This window comes from Streptomyces coryli (assembly GCF_011044975.1).
Lineage (GTDB): Bacteria > Actinomycetota > Actinomycetes > Streptomycetales > Streptomycetaceae > Streptomyces > Streptomyces coryli.
Window position 1 is genome coordinate 1 of record NZ_JAAKZV010000456.1, and the last position, 3,034, is coordinate 3,034.

A 3,034-nucleotide genomic window follows, 5' to 3' on the forward strand; every position below is an offset into this window, starting at 1 on the left:
GTGGGAAGCACCCCGTATGCGAACCTAATCGCATGCCCGAGCACGACCGCCCCCCCGCCCGCCGCACCCGCCTGCGCACCGCCGGCGGGGCCGCGTTGCGTGTGATCGCCGTATGGGCCGTCGGCACCGTCACCATGCTGATTCTCGCCGGCATCCTCCCCGACTTCCGGCTTCAGTCAGAGGACGGCGACAGCGCCACCACCATCGCCGTCACCGCGGCCGCCGGAGCCGGCGCCTTCGGTGTGCTCGGCGCCGTCGTCTGGCCCGTCGTCGTACGGGCCCTGCTTCTCGTCCCCGCCCTGGTCCTCGGTCTGCTCGCCTTCTTCATCAACGGGTCGCTGCTCTGGATCGCCCTCAGCCTCATCCCCGCGGGCCGCGGGGAGGCCGATCCCGAGACCGCCGTCGTCGTGGCCGCCGTGATGTCCGCCGCGTCGTCCGCCGCCGGCACCGCCCTCGCCGTCCGCGACGACGGCGCGTACCGTCGCCGCCTGGCCCGGCTCGCGTACCGGCGCATCGATCGCGAGGAGCTCGCGAAGGCCTGCGACGGCCCCGGCACCGTCATACTGCAGCTCGACGGCGTCGGCCACGACGTCCTGCTCAACGCCCTCCAGCCCCGCGACTGCGGCGTCGGGCACAAGAAGCGCACCCTCCCCCCGCTCATGGAGACCGTCGCCGAGTGGCACGGCGCCACCCACCGGCTCACCGAGTGGCGTACCGACTGGTCCAGCCAGACCGGCGCCAGCCAGCTCGGCATCCTGCACGGCAGCAATACGGACGTCCCGGCCTTCCGCTGGTACGAGAAGGACACCGGCCAGGTCATGGTCTGCAACCGGCCCTCCTCCGCCGCCGAACTGCAGGCCCGCGCCGCCCGCAACACCGGCCACACCGGGCTCCTCGGCCGGGACGGCGCCAGCCGCGGCAACCTCTTCACCGGCGGCGCCCGCGAGGTAGCCCTCGTGCTGTCCGTCGCCGCCCGCCGCGGACGCGACAACCGGTCCCGGGCCGGCTACTTCGCCTACTTCTCCGACCCGGCCAACTTCTCCCGCACCTTCGCGTCCTTCGTCGCCGAGGTGTTCCGCGAGGTCGGCCAGTCGCTCATGACGCGACTCCGCCGCGAACAGCCGCGCGTCAGCCGCGGCGGGCTCTATCCCTTCATCCGCGCCTTCGCCACCGTCGTGCAGCGCGACGTCGTGGTCTCGGCCGTGCTCGGCGACATGCTCGCCGGCCGTAACGCCGTCTACGCCGACCTGGTGGCGTACGACGAGGTGTCGCACTACGCGGGCCCGTACCACCGCAACACCCACCAGGTGCTGCACCGCCTCGACCGGCAGATCCGGATGATCGCCAAGGTCGCCGAGTACGCGCCCCGCGACTACCGCATCGTGCTGCTCTCCGACCACGGCCAGAGCGAGGGGCCCACCTTCGCCGCCCGGTACGGGCTGACGCTGCAGGACCTGGTCAGGGCCGGGTGCGGGCTGCCCGTGTCGCGGCGGGCCCGTAAGACCCCGAGCGGTGCCGAGGCGCGGGCCGCGGCGCGGGCGGCGCTGCGCCGGCCGGAGGAGGCCGAGGAGGCGGAGGAGCCCGCGGCCGCGGAGCGCGGGAAGCCGGCCGAGCCGATCGTGCTGGGTTCGGGGAACCTCGGCCTGATCTCCTTCCCCGACATGCCGGGGCGGGTCTCCCGCGAGGAGCTCGACCGCCGCCACCCGGCGCTGCTGCGCACCCTCGCCGAGCATCCGGGCGTCGGCTTTCTGCTGATCAGGTCCGAGGAGTTCGGGCCGCTGGTGCTCGGGCGGAACTGCTCGGAGCACCATCTGGACACCGGGAAGATCGTCGGCGAGGACCCGCTCGCCCCCTTCGGGCCCGGGGCCGCGGACGCGGTGCGGCGCACGGCGGAGTTCCCGCACGCGCCCGACATCATGGTCAACTCCGCGTACGACCCGGACACCGGCGAGGTGCACGCCTTCGAGGACCAGGTCGGTTCGCACGGCGGCCTGGGCGGGGACCAGAGCCGGCCGTTCCTGTTCTGGCCGGAGGAGCTGACGCCGCCGGTCACGGGCGGTGCGGAGATCGTCGGCGCCGAGCAGGTGCACGCCATCCTGGAGGGCTGGCTGGGGAACTGGCCGGAGCTGGAACGGCCTGGTCTGGCGGGCGAGCCGGCGGAGGCCGAGGTCTGAGCCCGCGAGCCGCTCCCCGGGCCGGTTGACCCATGGCCATGGCTTGCCGGTGCCGCGAGCATGCCAGGTGTGGAACGGGCGTTCGTAGGCCGCGAGGCCGAACTCGACCGGCTCGGCCGCGCGTTGGCCGCGGCCCGCGCCGGCACGCCGCAGCGGGTGCTGGTCGAAGGGCCCGGAGGGATCGGGAAGACCGCCCTCGTACGGCGCTTCCTGGACACCGGCGGCGTCGGCCAGGTGCTGGCCGGCAGCGGCGAGGAGGCCGAGTCGGCGTTCGCCTTCGGCGTGCTGGAGCAGCTGCTGGGCGTACGGGACGGATGGCCCGACCCCCTCGCGGGCGGCGCGGCGCTCGTCGACGCGATCGGTGAGGCGCAGGACGACCTCAAGCCGCCGGAGGACGCCGTCGCCGTGGTGCTCGACGACGCCCAGTGGGCCGACCACCCCTCCCTCCACGCCCTCAGCTTCGCCGTCCGCCGGCTGCGCGCCGACCGCGTCCTCGCCGTGCTCGTCGTACGGGACGCCGACGACCCCGACCTGCCCGCGGGCGTACGCCGCCTGTGGACCGGCGACGGCGTGACCCGGCTCCGCCTCACCGGCCTCGAACCCGCCGAACTGCGCGACCTGAGCGGCCTGCTCAGCGGCCTCGACCACCCGCTCTCCGCCCGCGCCGCGGTCCGCCTCCACCAGCACACCGCGGGCAACCCGCTGTACGCCAAAGCCCTGTTGGAGCAGTCCGCAGGCCTCGTGGACGACCTCGAGCAGCCGGACGCCGCCCTCCCCGCCCCCGCGTCGCACACCGCCCTGGTCCTCGCCGCCCTCGGCGCCGTCGCCCCGCCCGCCGAGGGCGGCGAGGACCAGGGCGG

At 74.8% G+C, this 3,034-nt stretch carries 2 protein-coding genes; both read left to right on the forward strand.

Features of this window, described 5'->3' with window-relative positions; genetic code table 11:
• Nucleotides 1-32 precede the first annotated feature (32 nt).
• Nucleotides 33-2,174 (forward strand): phage holin family protein, encoded by a 2,142-nt coding sequence (locus G5C51_RS41125; RefSeq protein ID WP_165245917.1) that lies wholly within the window; start codon nt 33-35, stop codon nt 2,172-2,174.
• 60 nt (nt 2,175-2,234) lie between these two features.
• The coding region (locus tag G5C51_RS41130) for an ATP-binding protein (protein ID WP_165245919.1) at nt 2,235-3,034 on the forward strand (800 nt) is incomplete at its 3' end.

Coding starts and splice junctions, on each gene's coding strand:
- G5C51_RS41125 (WP_165245917.1), top strand. CDS start 33: ATGCCCGAGCACGACCGCCCCCCCGCCCGCCGCACCCGCCTGCGCACC.